Origin of the sequence: Alteribacter populi, from assembly GCF_002352765.1 — a bacterium.
GTDB lineage: Bacteria > Bacillota > Bacilli > Bacillales > Salisediminibacteriaceae > Alteribacter > Alteribacter populi.
Genome location: NZ_KZ293963.1, coordinates 1376113 through 1394111 on the forward strand (window position 1 = coordinate 1376113; position 17999 = coordinate 1394111).

The window sequence follows — 17999 nt, forward strand, 5'->3', positions numbered from 1 at the left end:
TCACGTGCGGTAAGACGCATTAATTTTGACGTAATCATAAGTTAAATCGCATCCCCAAGCAGTCGCAGATCCATCTCCTTGTCGAAGATCAATCTTTATCGAAATTGTGTCTTGGTTCAAGTAGTCAATCCCATCTTGTTCACTAAACGGCAGCGGTAAGCCATTTTCCACAACGTTGATTTCTCCAAGTGTTACACTGACTCTCTCTGGATTAACGGGTTGGCCACTATACCCAATCGCACAGACAATTCTTCCCCAGTTCGGATCAGAGCCGTAAACGGCGGTTTTGACTAGATTAGATGAAATCACTGTTTTACTTACCTTTTTCGCTGCCTCATCCGACTCAGCACCTGATACGATTACTTCAATCAGTTTTGTTGCTCCTTCTCCATCTCTGGCAATCATTTTTGCTAATTGTTCACATAGTGCGCCCAGTCCGTGTAAAAAGCGCCCCCAATCAGGGTGGTTTTCGGTCAGCATGTCATTTTCGGCTTTACCATTGGCCATGACAAGGACCATATCATTCGTACTCGAATCTCCATCGACTGTAATCATATTAAATGTTTTGTTTACCGCCTGTTTTAACGCGACGGATAAACTAGCAGGGGCAATTTCTGCATCCGTTGTAATAAACGCAAGCATCGTTGCCATGTTCGGTTCAATCATTCCTGACCCTTTTGCCGCACCACCGATCGTGACCGTCTTTCCATCAATCTCGATTTGAACAGCTGCGCTTTTTTCACACGTATCAGTTGTTAAAATCGCTTTCTCAAATCGATCTGTTTGTTGGTGTTCAGGCTCAGCAAACCGAGTCAGTCCGTTTTTAATCCGATCCACTGGAAGCGGAACGCCAATGAGCCCTGTTGAAGCAATGGCTATATGATCGTCTGAAACATTTATTTGTTCAGCAAATATCCGCCTCATTTCAATAGCATCGTGCATCCCCTGCTCTCCGGTACATGCATTAGCAACTCCCGAATTTACTAAAACGCCTTGAATCTTGTTATCTACTAAAATACTTTCTTTTGTCACTTGAATAGGCGGGGCTTGAAATTGATTTGTCGTATAAACACCCGCTGCAGTCGCAGGAACGTCCGATATAAGCCAGCCAAGATCCAACTTACGTTTTCGAATCCCGCAATGCATGCCTCCCGCTGAAAACCCTTGCGGTGACGTCACATTTCCGTCTAAGTCCATTTGTACTTTTTCTCCTGCCATCATTTCCATTAAAAAGCCCGCCTTTCTCTATCCACTATGGATAAACCGGTATATTCATAAGGCCGGTTCTTTCATCCCAGCCATTCATCAAGTTTACGTTTTGAATCGCCTGACCAGCTGCGCCTTTTACAAGATTATCAATCACGGAAATGATCGTTAACCTTCCCGTTCGTGAATCGTAATGAAGCCCGATATCGCAAAAGTTACTCGTATACACATCTTTAGTAGAAGGGATGACTCCCTCTGAGCGGACACGTACAAAAGGGTGAGCTTCATAAACCGATTGATAATAATCAATGATTTCCTTCGTCGTCAATGATTTCTTTAGTTGAACAGAAATCGTACACATCAATCCTCTCGTCATCGGAACAAGATGAGTCGTAAATGATACCTTCACGTGTTCTTGACTTTCTGATGCTAGAATCTGCTCAATTTCCGGAATATGTTGATGAGCTCCGAGCTTATATGCCTTAACATTTTCATTGATTTCAGCGTAATGGGTGTTTGCAGAAAGGCTTCTTCCGGCCCCGGATACACCCGATTTTCCATCAATCACGATCGAACCCAACTCCGCCCATCCTTTCTTCAGTAAGGGGACTAATCCTAGCAAGGTCGCTGTAGGATAACATCCTGGATTCGCGATTAACGAACTTCTTTTGATCTCACTTTCATAGAGTTCACTCAGTCCGTAGGTTGCTTCGTTTAAATAAGATTGAGCTGCTGGAGGCTTTGAGTACCATGTTTCATACACCTTTGGATTCGTAAATCTGAAATCACCTGATAAATCCACACATTTCAACCTGTTCTCAATACATTTTGGAATCATTTCCTTACTAATGCCAGAAGGTGTAGCAAAGAAAACAAGATCGACCTCTCGTTTGAGGTTATGTATATCAAATTCATCAAATGAATAAAATACCAAGTCAGTTAAGTGTGGAAATACTTGTTTTATTTCCGTATTTGCTTGTGAATTTGAAATAACTGACTTTACGTTAACTAACGGATGCTTATCTAACAAGCGGATTAGTTCATTAGCTCCATACCCAGTGCCACCAATAATAGCTGCATTCATTTTTCAAATAACCTCCTCCGCTTTAAATTATTTATTATTATACTAATTGGTTAATTTTTATGCAACAACAAAATTATTTTTTTTCTTGAAAGGCGGTAGTAATTTCCTGAATTTCGGGCGCAACTCCTAAATGTCAGGTATCTTCCCATGAAATACGGGAGCAATTCAATAAAATCATACAAACTCTCTATAAGCTACTCCTACAAAAAAACCGACTTCTCATTTAGAGAAATCGGCATTTTTAATAAAAATCCACAGCTGCGTTTTCTTATTGTATTAATCATCTTCTAGCAGGTAGTCTACCCCTTCTGAATAACTATTCCCCGCATTCCAAAGGAGAAATTCATCTACTCCATTTTCATATAAACCTCGGATTTGTGCTTCGACTTCATCCGCACCATATGAGATGTAATTACCCGAACCTAAATAAGTTGCGGTAAAGTCTTGTAACCATGGACGAGAAACTGGTGGTTCCTCGAGCTCCTCAAGCTTTGCATTCTCGACTTTTGTATATTCGGAAACGATTTCGTATGGATATAGATCTGGTTTATCGATGCCAAAATAAGCAGTCCAGTGGCTTGGATAAATCATAGAAGATATCACATCTACATGCTCTGAAATTCTTGTGAAATTTTGACCGATACCCGGTGCTTCTGGAAGTGTCGCAGTGTACCCGAAAATATCGACAGATACATCAACATCATAAGGTTCTAACTGTTCGTTGGCGTACTCCACAAATTCCGTTACAGCATCTACGCGCCGTTGAACGTTATCTCCTTCACGCTCCTTATAATCGCCGACTTCGTAATCCAACATTTCATCACGTCGTTCAAACCCTTCCGGAAATCGAACATAGTCAAACTGAATTTCCTGAAAACCCATTTCAGCCGCCATTTTGGCAATTTCAATGTTATAATCCCACACTTCCTTTAAGAAAGGGTTAACAAAAGCTTCTCCGCGTCCGTTTTTCCATACTTCTCCATCTTCTAAAAATGAAAGTTCAGGTTCTTTTTCCGCCAAAACCGTATCTTTAAACACAACAATTCTGGCAATTGGATACACCTCATGTTCTTCTAAACTGCTCATCATCTCTGCTGGATCTTTTATGTACTCTTGACTAATGTCCATATAAAACGAATCTTCATCTTCTGGTCTGTATGTTAAATAGCCATGATCATCTTTAATATCAATTACCATGGAATTAAGGGCTGTATCATCCATTAAGTCCAACAAGTTTTCAAACCTCGAACCTCCTGCAGAGTGCCCGGTTACATATACGCCTCTTACCGCATCAGGGTATTCAAATGTATAACCCGAATCAAATATGAACCGTGCGATATCGTCGGGCAACGTTCGTTCTGATAGGGCGTTTTCTTTTTCTCCATGGTAAGCCATAGACACGGTTGCTGCTTCATCTTCGGCAGACGCTATACCAACGCCGGTACTTAATACAGAAACACCAGCAAGGAGCGCAGCCACTGTTTGCTTAACAAATTTCCCCATTTTTTTCACGACCTTTTCCTGAATTAGGTAACTAAACGTTTTAATTTTTCATTTTTTGAGCTCGTTTCAAAAATAAGCTTTTGATTTCATTATACAATGTAATGAAGTGAGAACCAATGGCGACTTACAACGACTAGCGTCCTTTTTTTATTCTAATTTTTCACCTCAATACATGGCTATTCTACCCATTTATAAATTTATTTTTCCTAAAATTAAATATGAGTATGTCATTAGCTCAAAAATCATTCATATTAGAAGCATATTATACTTCCGCAGAAATGTCGGGGTGTCTTCGAGCCTTTATAAGTAAGGCTGTTTTCTAAAAGATTGTTGTTCTTGACACAAAATATATAAATTTCAGTTGTTGCTTTTCCCGCAGGAGTCGACTGCCCTTCGCTCCAATCATCCATTATAAAAATGAATAGCCATTGTTTGACTTCATAAAACAATATATAAATTTACAAAGCACTATACCAGCGAAGGAAATACACGTAGACTCCAGCGGAAAAGCGAAGACGTTGAGACCCCACAGTGAGCGCACTTTGCGAACGAGGAGGCTCAGCGCGAGCCCGCGGAAAGCGTAGTGTATTTCCGAAGCGGTAGGTTATGTCGCAGTTTATTTCACCTGCGAAGATTAAAAGCAACAATACATACGAAAAGAGCCTTAATTAAAAGTGAAATAGTAAACATGGCTGATGCCTTCATAATTCTGAGCAACGGGGATAATCATTAAATTAAATTATTTCTACCTAAAAATAGCATTTTATTCAACAAGAACCATCAATCACTTCCACAATCATACTATTGACTGAGTGCGATAACCTCCGTATAATTTGTAGAAATATACATTTTTAGGATCGGACACACACTTTAAGTCATGATTACTTTTTGAAAATGTAATTACCATCAATAAGGAGGTCTTTGACATGTCCCGTGTAACTTTACAAGAAGTTTTGAACCATGAGATTACGCAAAAATTTGTTAAAAGGTCTGGTCTTGCTCATGCCGTCTCAACAGCTGAGCATGCGTTAAAATTAGCAAAGGTACATGGCGTCAACCCTGACCTTGCAGTAAAAGCAGCTTTTCTACATGATATCGGTCACTACACTTGGTATCGCAATGGCAAGTGGGATTATCATCTATACAAAGAAAATGATATCCACGCCATTAAAGGAGCAGAACGAGCGCATAAATTGCTTATCCGGCTAGGTGAACATCCAGTCGACGCAAAAAAAATTGCCCTTGCAGTCCTTCTTCATACCGACTCATATTTACCTGAAGGCGAGCTCCATTTGGACCCTCTACAAAAAATAGTTTCCCTAGCTGATCAATGTGACGAAGAACCAGAAGGTAATCATCATTATAAGGAAATCGCTGATGACGAAGCCGCAAACAGGTTGAAAAAGCTGGATCAAGCTATTGAATCTCATGAAGATAAGAATGCTCAATCTGCTTCTGTTTCCTAATTGAGCGCACCTCTCTTCCAAAAATAAAATTGACGAAAGTACGTTTCCATGATAACTTTTGAATAAGAAGTGCGTGCTCTAAAGGAGCACTAAGAAGATCAACCTTGTAAAAAGGGGAGTAGCGACTGGGAAACCAGTTAACGAATCGTCATTTCGGCGTACAATACGCTCGGTTCGTTAAACTTTGTGCTAAAAAAGTGGTCCAATGATCACTAACGCATATTAACAAAGTCCGCAAGACCTTTTTATGAAATGAATTCCTGAAATAAGGAGTTTATTTCATAGAAAGGTCTATTTTTATTTTGAAGAGGCTTGTCCTAACCTCTATTAAAAGGAGAAATGACTAGTGTTATCATTCATGTTATTTGCAATCGCCGCCATTTTTACTGTAATTGCCGCCGTTAAACTTTCGACTTACGCAGATGTTATTAGTGAACGGACATCTTTAGGCGGTATGCTCGTCGGTACACTACTTTTAGCCGGGGCTACCTCTCTTCCGGAAGTAACGACGAGTGCAACGGCAATTTTGGTAGGTAGCCCGGACCTTGCAGTCGGTAATGTATTGGGAAGTAACTTGTTTAACCTTATGATCCTGGCATCATTTGATATCATTTATCGTAAAAAGAGATTACTAGGAAATATTCATTCCGGGCATCAGTTGAGCGGATTTATAGGTCTTGCATTAACAGCTCTCGTCCTAGTCACCATTTTAGTACCAACAAATGTCGTTATCCTCGGAACCGGGATCGAGATGTATTTGATGGTCCTCTTTTATGTGTATAGCTTACGAAAAATGTCGGAACAAGAAAAAAGCGTTCCAGAAATCGCTGCAGCAAATGAAGAAGTGGAAGATACCACCTCGAAGACGAAGCAAGTCTCATTAAAAACAGCTAAAATCGGTTTTGCAGTTAGTGCAATTCTCATTTTCTTTTCAGGTTCATTACTTACGATCTTTGGTGATCAGATTGCTGCAACTACTGGGTTAGAAGCCAGCTTTGTTGGAAGTTTTCTCATTGCTGCTGCAACGTCACTTCCTGAAGTTGTCACTGTCCTTGTTGCCCTTCAGCTCGCAAACTATAACCTTGCAGTTGGAAATATTCTCGGAAGTAACGTGTTTAACATGATGATTCTTGTCTTATCAGACCTTCTTTTCCAAACAGGATCTATACTGGCGAGTGTCAGTCATACCTTATCATTTACCGCTTTTTTCGTCATCATCTTAAATATTATAGTGCTCGCGCATATGCTTTACCTCCGTCAAAAGCAGCCATCGAGCTTTTACATCGTGCCTTCTGTTGTCCTATTAATTGTTTACTTTATTGCCAGTTTCATAATCTTTTAACGAATAATGAAAGCGCGTCCGCTTAATGATTGCGGACGCGCTTTTTCAATCAGTGAAAAAAGGGTCAGATTCCATAAAATCAGGAGTTAGTGTTCCTTGAATACGTCTGTACACTTCACTCTTTTCATCAATTAGATAGACGGTTGGCATACCGATGATTTCAAACTGCTCTTTGACCATTCCTTCCTCGTCCACTAAAACCGGTAATGTGTCCCAATCACCGAAGTAAGATTGCAGATCGGCTTTTGGATCATCCTCCTTGAGATGGATTCCGATAATTTCTATACCTTCCAACTCTCCAGCATCTTTCATCTGCTTTAATCCAGCCCAATGATCTGAACAAACTTCACACCAGGTTGTAAAAAAGATGATCATTGATTTTTTTCCCGACATGAGGTCATATAGTTCTTTTTCGGAGCCACTTTTGTCCGGTAAATTGAGATTTACAACTTTATCGCCTTCTTGCACGCCAACATGAGCTTCTACCATCGACCTTTGTGATAACGCCCAATCATGTTCAGATTGACTAGCCCAAAACGCCCCGATGGCTAACACTAAACACGTAATGAGCAGCGGCCATTGTCTAAAACGTTTCACTCCTTTTTCCCCCTCCATACATAGTCTCATTCATAGTTATGTACAAGCAGGAGGTTTCATGAATTTTTGTCCATTAAAAATGCTTATTAAAGGACGCAGTACTAGAATTATTCGTTATTTGTCGAATCGCCGATATCCGAGCTATTTCCGCTGATATATAGCCTATTTGCGCTGATATAATGCTTGAACTGATAATAAAATGCCTACTCGTGCAGAAATTTCACTCAAATAAATACTCTGTTTGTTGTTTTTTAAAGCTTTTCACTCTCTACTAAAAAAAATTCCCGCAAAGGTCAAAGTAACCTATGCAGGAATTTCTCGTGATTATTAACCCTACTCGCTTTTCGATAAGCGATTAACAACCATATTGATCGCACCGTCTCCTGTTACATTTGTAGCTGTGCCGAAGCTGTCCTGAGCCATATAAAGAGCAATCATCAGACCAATTGCTGCCTCAGTAAAGCCGAGCATCGTCGTTAACACTCCTAATGCTGCCATAATGGCGCCTCCAGGTACACCTGGTGCTGCAACCATGATGACACCAAGCATCGCGATAACACCGAGCATTTGACCGAAGGAAGGCAGAGAAAACTCCCCAAGAACACTCATAACCGCAACGGTTGTTGTAACAATCGTGATAACACTACCAGAAAGATGGATTGTCGCACATAGAGGTACTCCAAAATTAGCAACCTCTTCTTTGACATTGTTTTTCTTCGCTTGCTTTAATGTTACCGGAATCGTTGCAGCACTACTCATTGTACCTAGACCGGTAAAATAAGCTGGCAGCATCGTTTTAAGTGACGTGAACGGGTTTTGTTTTGCAATCGCTCCAGCCGTTACAAATTGAATAATGAGCCATAACCAATGGGTACTAATGGCCACTACTAAAACAACTCCGAATACTGATAATGTGTTGAATACTTCTCCTTCTGCGGCAAGTTCAACAAAGATACCGGCAATATAAACAGGTAAGAAAGGAATGATGATTTTTGAAATAACAAGATCAATAATAGCTTTACCTTCATCAAAGAACGCCATTAACGTTTTACTGTTCGTTTTGGCTGCACCAATCCCGAATAAGAAGGCAATTGCAAGAGCTGTCACAACCCCCATCAACGGTTCAATTTCAAAGGTAAAGAAAGATTGTATACCTTCTCCATCCGAAACAGGTGCCTGCTCAGTTGATAGTAGTGGAATAACAGTGATTGCAATAATAAATGCGAAAACACCGGCTAAAAAAGTAGATAAGTAGGCTGTCCCTACTGTTGCCCCTACCATTCTTCCCGATTCTCCTCCTAATTTGGAAACACCGGCTGCGATGAAGAATAAAATGATAAAAGGAATGACAAAGTTAATAAACTGACCAAATAATTCCTTAATTGTTACGAAAAGCTGCGTAATGAAGTCAACATTCATTAAACCAATTAAAATACCAGCAATAATACCTAATACGAGTTTACCTATAAGCTTCATCTTTTACCTCCCCTGTGTGCGAATGTCCAAAAATACAGAAATCTAAGATAGTGGGTATGCAAGCGTTTTCAAAGGACGATACGTCCCTAACTCGCGTTTTCTTTACTTGAACTTCACACTAATTTTTCTTTTGTCGCGGACTGTCCACCTCAAATGAACACCTGTTTTCAACCACGGACATGATTATTATCTTGCCTCGTTTTCGGATAAATTGCAAGTTAAATCGATATAGTCGGATTATTCCGTCACTTTACAATGTTGCACTTCGAACTCGGGTTCGTTATAATAATTGACAACATTAAATAATGCGATTGCGATGATAAAGAGAAGTACACTTCTCTAGTTGTATTTTCAGAGAGTCTGCGGCAGCTGGAAGCAGATAATACGCGAGAGTGGAATGGACTTTTGAGCATTCAAACCGAACAGAGATTTTTCTTAGTAGGCTTTGACGTATCTCATACGTTATGATGAGGGCCCTTTGCAGTTTTGCCGAGGGTTACTGAGAGACTTTTTTCCAAGTCTGGGAAAAAGTAATTAGGGTGGCAACGCGGTCCGTCGTCCCTATCTATATAGATAGGGATGGTGGGCTTTTTTGTTTGTAAGGAGGTTGAAAAGTCCGGGAACGATTGCTGGCGAATTTCTTCGTTGGCTTGTAGCTCCAGTCCTCACGTTGCATTCACATTTTTTAATAAAGAAAGGAAGAAAATAATGAAAACAATCTTTTCAGGCATTCAGCCAAGTGGCACGTTAACCATCGGTAACTATTTAGGTGCAATGAAACATTTCGTCGATCTTCAGGAAAATAACGATTGCTTTTTCTGTATTGTAAACCAACATGCAATTACTGTTCCCCAAGACAAACAGGAACTAAAAAAACATACCCGCAGTTTAGCAGCACTCTATTTAGCAGTGGGCATTGACCCAGATAAGTCAACCTTATTTATTCAATCAGAGGTCCCAGCGCATGCTCAACTAGGGTGGATGTTACAATGCGTCAGCTATATCGGTGAGCTTGAGAGAATGACGCAATTCAAAGATAAATCTCACGGAAAAGAAGGCGTATCTGCTGGTCTATTAACGTACCCACCGTTAATGGCTGCAGACATTTTGCTGTATAACACAGATATTGTCCCTGTTGGTGAAGATCAGAAGCAGCACTTAGAATTATCACGTAATTTAGCCGAACGTTTTAACAATAAATTTAATGACATTTTCACGATCCCTGAAGTAAGTATTCCTAAAGTAGGGGCTCGCATCATGTCACTGACGGAGCCATCGAAAAAAATGAGTAAATCAAGTGACAATCCAAAAAGCTTCATTTCCATGCTTGATGATGAAAAGCAAATTACTAAAAAAATTAAAAGTGCAGTAACAGATTCAGATAATACGGTACGCTTTGATAAGGAAAACAAACCTGGTGTTTCGAACTTGCTTTCGATTTATTCATTATTTGCCGATAAACCCGTTGACGAAATTGAAGCAATGTATGCAGGAAAAGGTTATGGAGACTTTAAGCAGGACTTAGCTGACGTTGTTGTAGGTGTGCTCAAGCCGATTCAAGAGCGCTATTATGAGTTGATTAACAGTGATGAACTCGATCAAATCTTAGATCAAGGTGCTGAAAAAGCAAATCATCGTGCCCGAAAAACACTCATAAAAGCAGAACGTGCAATGGGGTTAGAGCGAAAGCGGCGCTAGTAAATAGTGCGCTTGGGTGCAAGTTGCCAGCTCGGGCGTTTTATTTCGACCACTCACCTCCCTATAAGAAAGAATAGGATCTCCTGCTAAATACCAACTTCCTATGCGTGCGAGGTATGGCTTACGAAGCGACCAGCTTTATGCTCTAAGCTGTGCCGCCTCAACCTTTCTATACTTTCTTTACTCTTAAGAACTAAAAACAACCGGAGAATCCTCTCCGGTTGCTTCCCTATTATTTTACACTTTCGCCTTGCTGTAAATCCCAAAGTTTCTCAAAAAATGGCTGTCCTTTAATCATCGCTTGGCAAAACTCATCATGCTTTTTTGACCAGCCGTTTTTGATGTCTTCAAAAAGGCCATCCCAGGCATCGTCAAAACTGCATAGTTGGATGAATTCGTACTTCTCAGGTGCCCACTCAGTGTACCAGTAGCGAACTTCAGCTAGTGATGCTTCGGCATATAATTGGTCCAATGCCATAAACAAAATTTGTTTTACCTGTCGTTCTCTTCTAATAAGCCCATGCATAAATGAAGGGTTAGGTGAAAGAATGTGGTACTCTTTTTCGCAATTGTAATAATTCATGTAGTAATCGCGCATTGGTTCATCTTTTACAAGCTCTAGAACTTGTCCTTCCTGCCTTGGCACCATCCGACTTTTACGGACCGGGGTATTATACCCCATCGTATCAACTACAAGACAGCGTTCTCCGTCTGTCGCGATAAAGCAATAATCGAGCTCCAAGCGCTGACTGTTTTTTCGGACATAGCTTTGTTGGTGAACATCTGCCAATAGTTCCTCAGGCAATTCCTGCAGTGTGTTCTCTATGTAGTCAAAAAGATGTTCTGAAAGCTTAATAATGACCGCTTGATCTAACAGTTCAATTCGATCTTCTTTACGCCACTCGAAAAATTCACAGACGTTGTAACCATTTTCTTCACCTTCAAACCAGTTTACCCATACATCCCGCAAGTGGAGCATAGCAGAACCCCCTTACAAGCTAACATTTGTATTCTTAAGTATGGGCAGAGGCTATCCAGTTTATTCCACACTATTCAATTCTTTTTTCTTCGTTCTCCTTTGAAGGGTAATAAATCGCAAACCAAATCATTAATAACCCAGCTATAAAAAAATAGGACTCTATTCGAAAAGCCATAAACATTAAGTAACGAATGAAGGAAAATCCAACAGTAAACAAGTTCAAATAAGCTACGAACGTGATCCCGCCAAAAACCGAAAAACTGAATCCTATCATTAACCATACAATCCGAAACATCCGCTACCACCTCTTTCACGTTTGGACCTTTGTGGTTGGATGTGCGATACCGCTCGTCCTTATTTAATACATATGTACCAGTTTCTTTTACATTCATTTTTTTGACAAAATTGTAGTTCGCTTTCGTTAACTCCCCCACTTAGACAAAGTTAAAATTTCATCTGGCGATAAAGCAAAAACATCCACATCTTTATAAGAGGAACCTGTTAGCTTATAAAAATCACGGACAATATAGTAGCCAATACAATAGCCAACCATTTTAGGCAAGGAGTGACCGCCGTACATGAAATGGTCGTGATAACGTCTGCCCTGAATCTGGCGCTTCTCGGCAAGAGACACTTGCCACCACCTTTGACACTGCTCTTTAGTATAAAGATTCGTCCATGGAGCAAGTTCTTCTTTTCCGAGGTGACGACGAACGGCAGATTCCGCAAGACCTTCCATTACCATCGATTCAAGTAATGTGACACTCTCCTCGTCGTTGTCCTGATAAAACAATCTGCAACCATGATTGTATTCATGGGTTAGCAACGCTTTCGTCGCTGAAAGAGGTAATGATTCATCGAAAAATAAAAGGATGCATGTTCTAAAAGTGACGCCGTTCTTATGATTTAAATTTTCAATAAGTCGGTAATTATCCATGTCAATCGGAAAAAGAAAAACAGGCAATTCAGGTCCATTCCATAGTGCCTTTAGCTTCAAATAATGTTTTTGTAGCTCTTTTAAGTAAGATTTTGTTCTTACTGCTTTTATAAAACGATCCCAATCCGCTTTTGGTTTTCGTAATCCTTGCTGGCTTAAATAAAGGTGCAATTCATAAAGCGATGCAGAAGAAAAGTGTTTGTGCAGAGGTTTACACATCGTCTCAGCTTGAAAAATCATTGCCTCTTCCCAGGCCATGTCTCTTACTTCTTTGGAAAATTTCACAAACGCTACGAGATCACATTGGAGTCCCAAAAAAACACCTCCTCTAATAGTCTATGCCATCAAGCATATGTTTGTGTTAAGTTCTAGCTTTGTGCTTGAGTAAAGGAAGATTACAACCGGCTTTTTTTCATACCTCTGACTTATGATAAAAGTCCTGAACCTAGTATTCTCAAAGCGTTAATGAGTATTCTGGCATCCTTTCTCACAATTTACCAATAGTGCTATACTTAGGGAGAGAGTGAGGAAGGGAGTTGGGATCATCGATAATAAAGAGAGACTGTCCATTTTCTCAAAGGAATTAAATGACCTTCTTAATACACTTTATGAACATAGCAAGACTCAAGAAAAAGTATCAACTACATTAATCATAAAAAATTCGTTCCTATACTTAGTGAGAAGAGTTAAAAACATCCTCTCATTAAGATGGGGATTCTCTGCGCTTATCGTTGTACTGCCAGGCTGGATACTAAACACAACGACTGAAGCTTTTGAAGGATTCCTGACATTACCCACCAGTTCTTTTCTTGTCCTAACAGGCGTAGGCATATTAGTAAGTGCAGTTTATCTACGCACATTGGTGCTAAATGAAATGAGTACCATTACAAGTGACATGTTTCACTTAGGCATTTATGAGAAAAGAAAGAAAGAGGAATTCAACGCACTTATAAATTTGGCCAACCAAAAGGATTTCGTATTGACACTGAAAGAAGATATTTTAGCAGGCTTTAATGAAGGAGTCGATGCAGAAGCGTTTCAACGACTTATTGGAAATATTGAATCTCAACAAGAAGCCATACAGAAAAAAGACCTCGCTCTACGGGTCCTTATCGATCGATTAGAGGAAACAGAGGAAAGAGCGCTGTTAATCAATGATAAATTTAATATCCTTATGGATTTTATTTATCAATTAAGAGCCAAATTGACATTACTCGTAAATGACCGGTTCAGTCTTGATAATATCAATTTTGGTACAAATTACTCTTTGTACAAAGTCCGTGATGAAGGGATCGTTTTGATCGATGCTTTTGGCATGAACAAGGCTGAACTACATGTTTTTATTCCAATGGACAAGGGAACTGATAAATACATTCTTTCACTAAATCATACCGAAAAAGACCCCCTTATCCTAGATGATTTTATATCTTGGAAGCGCACACTCCAAGATGGCTCCGAATGGGTACTATCTTTACATTTGGACGAATCGAACAGAGACAAGTTGAATGTTGCTGACGAGACTGGTAAACTTAATTTAACTATCACACAGGAACTTTTGTGGATTTGTTGCGAATTAGTGAATAAATTCGATGTAAAGTTTGTGGGGTTGAAGAGGGAGGACAAAGATGGAGCAAGCCACTTATGATGGACCACGTTTGAAAACACTTGCTGACGAACAATCATATTCAAAAAAAGTCCTCGATGAGTACATGCAGCAAATGAAAAAGGACAACGAACGAGCCAAAACGATCGCATTACAGGCGTTAGGGACCGTCGATGACACCGTTCACTACGATGATTCAGAAATAATAAATGGTAAAGTACATTACCATACGAAAAAAGCCGGCAAGTAATTGCCGGTTTTTATACGTTCTAAGCTTAAGCCAAGTTTTCTATGCACTTTCTCACTGCGTTATATATATTGGTGATAGTACAAGTCAACTAAGGCTTGCACTTTTTTACTTGTTTAATGCTTTTTTCGCGTCTTCTTTTGCTTTTTCATTATCTTTTTTCATATCATTCATCATGCTATCCATCATCTTAGCTGAATCTGACTTTGACAAAACGAGCGCCTCCTAATCTTTGTTGTCATTATCTTGTCCTATTGAACCGCTCCCTATACAACGAACCAAAGGAGAACGAGACTTTTCATGATTTTTATATTCATCTGCTTGGCATTATGTGATTTTCCTTTCTACTTTAATGCAAAAAAACACCACGCGGCGTGAAGATAGTCCCCATATCCTTTCTTACTTCGGGATTGCTGAATAACTCTAGAACTCAAATACAAAGGGTGCCGCTTCCATGGCTTCGCTTTCCGCAGGCAACGCTTCAGCCTCCTCATTCGCGAAAGGCGTGCTCATGTTGCTTTTCCTGAGGGAGTCTCCGCCATTGCAGCAGCACCCTTGGCTCCCTCATGTTTATCTCAAAATCAAGTGCAAGGCTTTTAGCAAAAGAAGCGTTATTTCCTTGCAGATTCTCTCCATGAGAAAAAGCATATCCTCTTGCCATGTAGGCGTATGCTACTACTTATTCAGCAGCCTCTACTTCACTCAAACTAAAAAAACCGAGTACAAAACCCATTCGGATTTTACACTCGATTCACTTCGTATCTAAAAACTTACACTAGCTCGTGTTTATTGGCGTATATCGCCGCCTGCGTTCGGTCTTCTAGTTCTAATTTTGTGAAAATATGACTCACGTGCGTTTTGACTGTTTTAATCCCAATGTGGAGAATCTCGCCAATTTCTTTATTAGATTTTCCTATGCCAATTAAAGCGAGAACCTCTTTTTCTCTAGGTGTTAATTCCTCATGTTTTGGTTTATTTCTCATTTGCTGAAACATTTTTTGGGTGACCTGTCCTTCAAACATCGCCTCCCCTTGCGCTGCTTTCCGTATACAGGCAGCAATTTCAGCAGCACTGGATGTTTTTAGAATATAACTAAATGCCCCAGCTTCCATCACTGGAAAGAGCATTTCGTCATCAAGGTAGCTTGTGAGCACAATAATTTTTGCTTGGTGATCGCAAAGCGCTTTTGTCGCTTCTACCCCATTCATCTCATCCATTAACAAATCCATTAAGATGATATCTGGCTGAAGGTTATAAGCTTGATCTACAGCTTCTTTTCCATTCCTTCCTTCTCCTACGACTTCGATATCGTTCTCTGTTTGGAGATAGGTGCTTAATCCCATACGGACCATTTCATGATCATCGACAATTAACACTTTAATCTTACTCAACCTCATCTCTCCCCTCACGCTCAACCCCTGCAATGGGTACGCGTATTTTTATCGTTGTCCCCTCTCCAGGGTAAGACAGCATCGAAAAATGTCCTCCTAACTCTTCAATCCTCTCTCTCATTGTCGTTAACCCATAGGAGACCTGCTGTTCATCCTTTTGATCATCCATATTAAACCCGATACCATCATCTTTCATCATGACGAGTAACTTTTGATCCTTGTGCTTTAGACCAAATGAAAACACAGCAGCTTTGGAATGCCGGAGTGTGTTCGATAATCCCTCTTGTACAACACGGAACAATTGATCTTCTATTCCTGGATCGAGTAAGGGCAGTTCTTCCAGCGTCCATTTAAATTGCATTTGTGGGTGCTTTGGCTGTAATTCCTGAAATAAATAATCTAAAGCTTCCTTTAATGCTTTCCCTTCAAGTGTAATAGGACGTAAATGCATAATGAGAGCTCGAAGCTCCTGCTGTGCATCATGAATCATTTTTTCGATCTGTTCGATCAGCTGTTTTGAACGTTCGGGCTCTTCATCTAACATTCTCGGAATTGCACCTAACGACATCGAAACGGCAAATAGCTGTTGACTTACAGCATCGTGCAACTCTCTTGCCAACTTTCTTCTTTCCTCTAAACCAGCTGCTCGTTCTTTTTCTGAAATAAGAATGGCATTTTCATTTAAGATCCGATGCATCGAACGAATTTGTTTTTCATAACCGTCTGTCATCTCATTAAGTTCACTAGCTAATCGGTTCATTTCATCTTCACGGTTCAATTGGATCCGCTGCTTAAGAGAGCCACGCTGCACTTGCTTCATTTGATAAATTAAGTGAGTAACCGAACGTTTTAGCTCACTCGTATATGAAAATGAAAAAGCCAACCCTGTAACTAAGAAAATACTCGTAATAAATGCAATTAGAGCGAGCGCAACCTCAACATCTACAGCCACTTCATATAAACGCGTTAGGATCCCCGTTTCGCCTTCTTCACCTCGATAAAACTGACCGTAGAGCCAAAGTAACACCCATGCAATGAGAAATGTAAGACCGCCAATTTTCAGTTGTAAACGAAGACCATCCCAAATTAGTCCTTTGGGACTTGTATCCTTATCTACTGCAGGATCAGGTGAAGGGATAGGATTGTCTGTATCTTTAATCAACAGCCATCACCTCCACGCTCCCCATATTCGTGTGAACATTTAAAATGAGCTTCTTCTCTGCCTCCTCGAAATTTGAACTTGTATACGTCGCACTCCGACTCGTTCCCGCGTAGCTATCATCAAACAGGGTCGCTTCTCCGATGTTCACATCCACTGTTGCTTGAATCGCTAGATCTTTTGGCGCGGTAATCTCTACAGATCCGACCCAAGTGTAAATATCCAAATAATTTTCGCCTTCTTTTAGTACTGCTGTCGTCAGATCAACCTCCACACTGCCGACTGTTAATCTAATTTCGTTGTCATCAAGCTGCCAAGGTCGTTTCCCTAACTCCACATCTCCTATTAATTGTTTCGTTTTGCTAGAACTTTTCTTCGTATAGGAAGACTGATCAAATGACTGCCTCACTCTTTTTTTAGTCTCCTGTGCTCGACGCTTAGCCTTTGCAATCGACTCGAAATCAATGTCATCTATACTCTGTTTTAATGACCGACGATCTTCGTGATCTTCTATAGTAACTACAACGCCTCGATCACGATTTAGCAAAATCTGCAGTCCGATAAAAATAATCAACAGTGGCCAAGTCCAGCTCCAAACATCAGCAAACGTAACAGCAAACCACTCTGCTCTGTTTCCGAGCAAAATGATCCCTAATGCCGTTACAGCCGATCCCCAAAGAAGTGATCCAAACCGCCACTTATCCCTCTTGGCATATTGAATAAAGTGGATGAAGCCTCGAAATAGCAGTTTCACTCCAAAAAGTACGATGATCACTGGCCAATAAGTCGAGACGGTCTCACCGATTCCCGTATTGATTACACCTAAGTTGTTTAACAAATAAAGTAGTCCTATTGAGAGAATGATGACTCCAATCCATTTACTCATCACACAAATCCCTTTCATTAAAAGTACATGTTCAAAGAAGGTGAAATCTGACAACTTCCCCCCCTCGGATTTTGAACATTTACTAGAATTAGATACCAGAAAATTCTACATCTTTCTATTTATTGTAGCGTTTATTCTTACTCACGCCAATGAATTTTTTCATAATAAACGTCTAGAAAATGATTGTTTTTACGGAGGAGCGTAGATTTATACCTTTTCCATTTTTCGCTTTAAATGAACAACGATTTGCTTAATAAACGTCGATTTGCCGGCTCCCTACGGTCCGAGAAGTCCAAATGTTTCACCTTTATTAATCGTAAAAAAAATGCTCTCATTTGCTGTCACCTTCCCCTTTTTTAATGTTTTCGTTGATCGTCTCATTTCACATAACTCTTTTTCACTCGCGGTATCGTTTTTCTTCTAAT

The 17999-nt window shown here is 40.1% G+C and carries 16 protein-coding genes and 1 other annotated feature; of the genes, 5 read left to right on the plus strand and 11 right to left on the minus strand.

Features of this window, described 5'->3' with window-relative positions:
* From argJ to CDZ94_RS06700, 3 genes are all read right to left on the minus strand, one after another.
* Positions 1–1227, minus strand: a complete 1227-nt coding sequence (gene argJ / locus CDZ94_RS06690; RefSeq protein ID WP_096435737.1) for a bifunctional ornithine acetyltransferase/N-acetylglutamate synthase — start codon at positions 1225–1227, stop codon at positions 1–3.
* Positions 1228–1252: 25 nt separating this feature from the next.
* Positions 1253–2290: an N-acetyl-gamma-glutamyl-phosphate reductase gene (gene argC, locus CDZ94_RS06695; protein ID WP_096435738.1), complete on the minus strand. Its 1038-nt coding sequence runs from the start codon at positions 2288–2290 to the stop codon at positions 1253–1255.
* A gap of 276 nt (positions 2291–2566) precedes the next feature.
* On the minus strand, positions 2567–3793 hold the full coding sequence (locus tag CDZ94_RS06700; protein WP_096440614.1) for a putative glycoside hydrolase: 1227 nt from the start codon (positions 3791–3793) through the stop codon (positions 2567–2569).
* Positions 3794–4719: 926 nt separating this feature from the next.
* Between CDZ94_RS06700 and CDZ94_RS06705 the strand changes: the two genes are divergently transcribed.
* Entirely contained in the window at positions 4720–5259 is a 540-nt protein-coding gene (locus tag CDZ94_RS06705; RefSeq protein WP_096435739.1) for an HD domain-containing protein, read from the plus strand.
* Positions 5260–5605: 346 nt separating this feature from the next.
* A complete protein-coding gene (locus CDZ94_RS06710; protein ID WP_232735724.1) occupies positions 5606–6601 on the plus strand; it encodes a sodium:calcium antiporter in 996 nt (331 codons plus the stop codon).
* Positions 6602–6646: 45 nt separating this feature from the next.
* Here the strand turns inward: CDZ94_RS06710 and CDZ94_RS06715 are convergent, their stop codons facing one another.
* Positions 6647–7198 carry a TlpA family protein disulfide reductase gene (locus CDZ94_RS06715; protein WP_157811942.1) on the minus strand — a complete coding sequence of 184 codons (552 nt, stop codon included), beginning with the start codon at positions 7196–7198 and terminating at the stop codon, positions 6647–6649.
* 333 nt (positions 7199–7531) lie between these two features.
* A complete protein-coding gene (locus tag CDZ94_RS06720) occupies positions 7532–8674 on the minus strand; it encodes a dicarboxylate/amino acid:cation symporter (RefSeq protein ID WP_096435741.1) in 1143 nt (380 codons plus the stop codon).
* Between the two features lie 307 nt (positions 8675–8981).
* Positions 8982–9240, plus strand: a binding site (T-box leader).
* A gap of 142 nt (positions 9241–9382) precedes the next feature.
* Here CDZ94_RS06720 and trpS point away from each other — a divergent pair.
* Entirely contained in the window at positions 9383–10372 is a 990-nt protein-coding gene (trpS, locus tag CDZ94_RS06725; RefSeq protein WP_096435742.1) for a tryptophan--tRNA ligase, read from the plus strand.
* A 232-nt stretch (positions 10373–10604) separates the two neighbouring features.
* Here trpS and CDZ94_RS06730 read toward each other — a convergent pair whose 3' ends face one another.
* From CDZ94_RS06730 to CDZ94_RS06740, 3 genes are all read right to left on the minus strand, one after another.
* Complete coding sequence (locus CDZ94_RS06730; RefSeq protein ID WP_096435743.1) at positions 10605–11351, minus strand: YjbA family protein; 747 nt, start codon at positions 11349–11351, stop codon at positions 10605–10607.
* Positions 11352–11421: 70 nt separating this feature from the next.
* Positions 11422–11646, minus strand: a complete 225-nt coding sequence (locus tag CDZ94_RS06735; protein ID WP_096435744.1) for a YuzI family membrane protein — start codon at positions 11644–11646, stop codon at positions 11422–11424.
* 126 nt (positions 11647–11772) lie between these two features.
* Complete coding sequence (locus tag CDZ94_RS06740; RefSeq protein WP_096435745.1) at positions 11773–12603, minus strand: DUF2268 domain-containing putative Zn-dependent protease; 831 nt, start codon at positions 12601–12603, stop codon at positions 11773–11775.
* A 208-nt stretch (positions 12604–12811) separates the two neighbouring features.
* On the opposite strand from CDZ94_RS06740, the gene CDZ94_RS06745 reads away from it, so the two are divergent.
* Positions 12812–13933 (plus strand): hypothetical protein, encoded by a 1122-nt coding sequence (locus CDZ94_RS06745; RefSeq protein ID WP_232735723.1) that lies wholly within the window; start codon positions 12812–12814, stop codon positions 13931–13933.
* A complete protein-coding gene (locus CDZ94_RS06750; RefSeq protein ID WP_096435746.1) occupies positions 13914–14141 on the plus strand; it encodes a hypothetical protein in 228 nt (75 codons plus the stop codon). The genes CDZ94_RS06745 and CDZ94_RS06750 overlap by 20 nt, the downstream gene beginning before the upstream one ends.
* A gap of 767 nt (positions 14142–14908) precedes the next feature.
* On the opposite strand, the gene CDZ94_RS06755 is transcribed toward CDZ94_RS06750, so the two are convergent.
* From CDZ94_RS06755 to liaF, 3 genes are read right to left on the minus strand one after another with little or no spacing between them, the layout of a single operon-like run.
* A complete protein-coding gene (locus CDZ94_RS06755) occupies positions 14909–15529 on the minus strand; it encodes a response regulator transcription factor (RefSeq protein ID WP_425352524.1) in 621 nt (206 codons plus the stop codon).
* Entirely contained in the window at positions 15522–16691 is a 1170-nt protein-coding gene (locus tag CDZ94_RS06760) for a sensor histidine kinase (RefSeq protein WP_096435748.1), read from the minus strand. Before CDZ94_RS06760 ends, CDZ94_RS06755 begins: the two co-directional genes overlap by 8 nt.
* Positions 16684–17628: a cell wall-active antibiotics response protein LiaF gene (liaF, locus tag CDZ94_RS06765; RefSeq protein WP_096435749.1), complete on the minus strand. Its 945-nt coding sequence runs from the start codon at positions 17626–17628 to the stop codon at positions 16684–16686. Before liaF ends, CDZ94_RS06760 begins: the two co-directional genes overlap by 8 nt.
* Positions 17629–17999: the final 371 nt, after the last annotated feature.

Coding starts and splice junctions, on each gene's coding strand:
- argJ (WP_096435737.1), bottom strand. CDS start 1,227: ATGGAAATGATGGCAGGAGAAAAAGTACAAATGGACTTAGACGGAAAT.
- argC (WP_096435738.1), bottom strand. CDS start 2,290: ATGAATGCAGCTATTATTGGTGGCACTGGGTATGGAGCTAATGAACTA.
- CDZ94_RS06700 (WP_096440614.1), bottom strand. CDS start 3,793: ATGGGGAAATTTGTTAAGCAAACAGTGGCTGCGCTCCTTGCTGGTGTT.
- CDZ94_RS06705 (WP_096435739.1), top strand. CDS start 4,720: ATGTCCCGTGTAACTTTACAAGAAGTTTTGAACCATGAGATTACGCAA.
- CDZ94_RS06720 (WP_096435741.1), bottom strand. CDS start 8,674: ATGAAGCTTATAGGTAAACTCGTATTAGGTATTATTGCTGGTATTTTA.
- trpS (WP_096435742.1), top strand. CDS start 9,383: ATGAAAACAATCTTTTCAGGCATTCAGCCAAGTGGCACGTTAACCATC.
- CDZ94_RS06730 (WP_096435743.1), bottom strand. CDS start 11,351: ATGCTCCACTTGCGGGATGTATGGGTAAACTGGTTTGAAGGTGAAGAA.
- CDZ94_RS06735 (WP_096435744.1), bottom strand. CDS start 11,646: ATGTTTCGGATTGTATGGTTAATGATAGGATTCAGTTTTTCGGTTTTT.
- CDZ94_RS06750 (WP_096435746.1), top strand. CDS start 13,914: ATGGAGCAAGCCACTTATGATGGACCACGTTTGAAAACACTTGCTGAC.